Here is a 743-nt window from a genome sequence, read left to right on the forward strand (position 1 = left end):
CTTTTGCAGAGCTAGACGTAAGCAGAGCAGTCTTCTCAACAAGAGTGATTGTAGGAGCCACTTTCTTTGCCGTTGGAGCAGCAACAAAGCCACTACGACGACGCAACGCACTACGGTTGGTGTGCGAAAACCTGACAGCTGTTGGTCGCATTGAGTTACCTAACGGTCAGGCATATCCATTGCCAATTTAATGGCCTGATCCAAAATGAGCTGCGCCGCAATTGCTTGAAGTTTGGCTCGTCTGGCTCTCGCCAATCCAATCATGAATCAGGATAATGATATGCGTACATATCAATAACAGATTATCATCATCTGACTAAACGATCGACGCTTGGGTTAAAAATTGCCGTCAATTACAGCTAAAATTGTGTGAGAAGTATATTTGAGTTTGAACCTCTTTCAGGCTTAAGATGGTGCTTTAAAGGAGGTGCATATGTCGTTCTTAAAGAAAACGCTAGCAAGTTTTGGTATTGGATCGGCGAAGGTAGATTCAGTACTCCAACAAGAGGTGCTTTACCCTGGGCGTAAAGCCAACATTATTGTGCACGTTTACGGTGGTTCACAACCTCAGGAGATCGATAACATCGACCTGAATCTGTGCTGTCGTTACATCAAGGAAGTCCCAATTAATCCTGATAAACAAGACCGAGGCCAAAGTCGCGTGTTTCGCCCGGCTCTATCGTAAAGGCGTAGGGAAGACTCCACTTCGCCAATGAATAGGTTTGATGAACACGACGAGTTTG

1 pseudogene is annotated in these 743 nt (G+C 45.2%); it reads left to right on the forward strand.

Annotated elements, in window-relative coordinates:
- Positions 1–433: 433 nt before the first annotated feature.
- Positions 434–661 (forward strand): annotated as a pseudogene (locus tag KIV40_RS34000) (sporulation protein); the annotation flags it as partial.
- Between the last annotated feature and the right edge of the window lie 82 nt (positions 662–743).

This window comes from Vibrio sp. D173a, assembly GCF_030248475.1.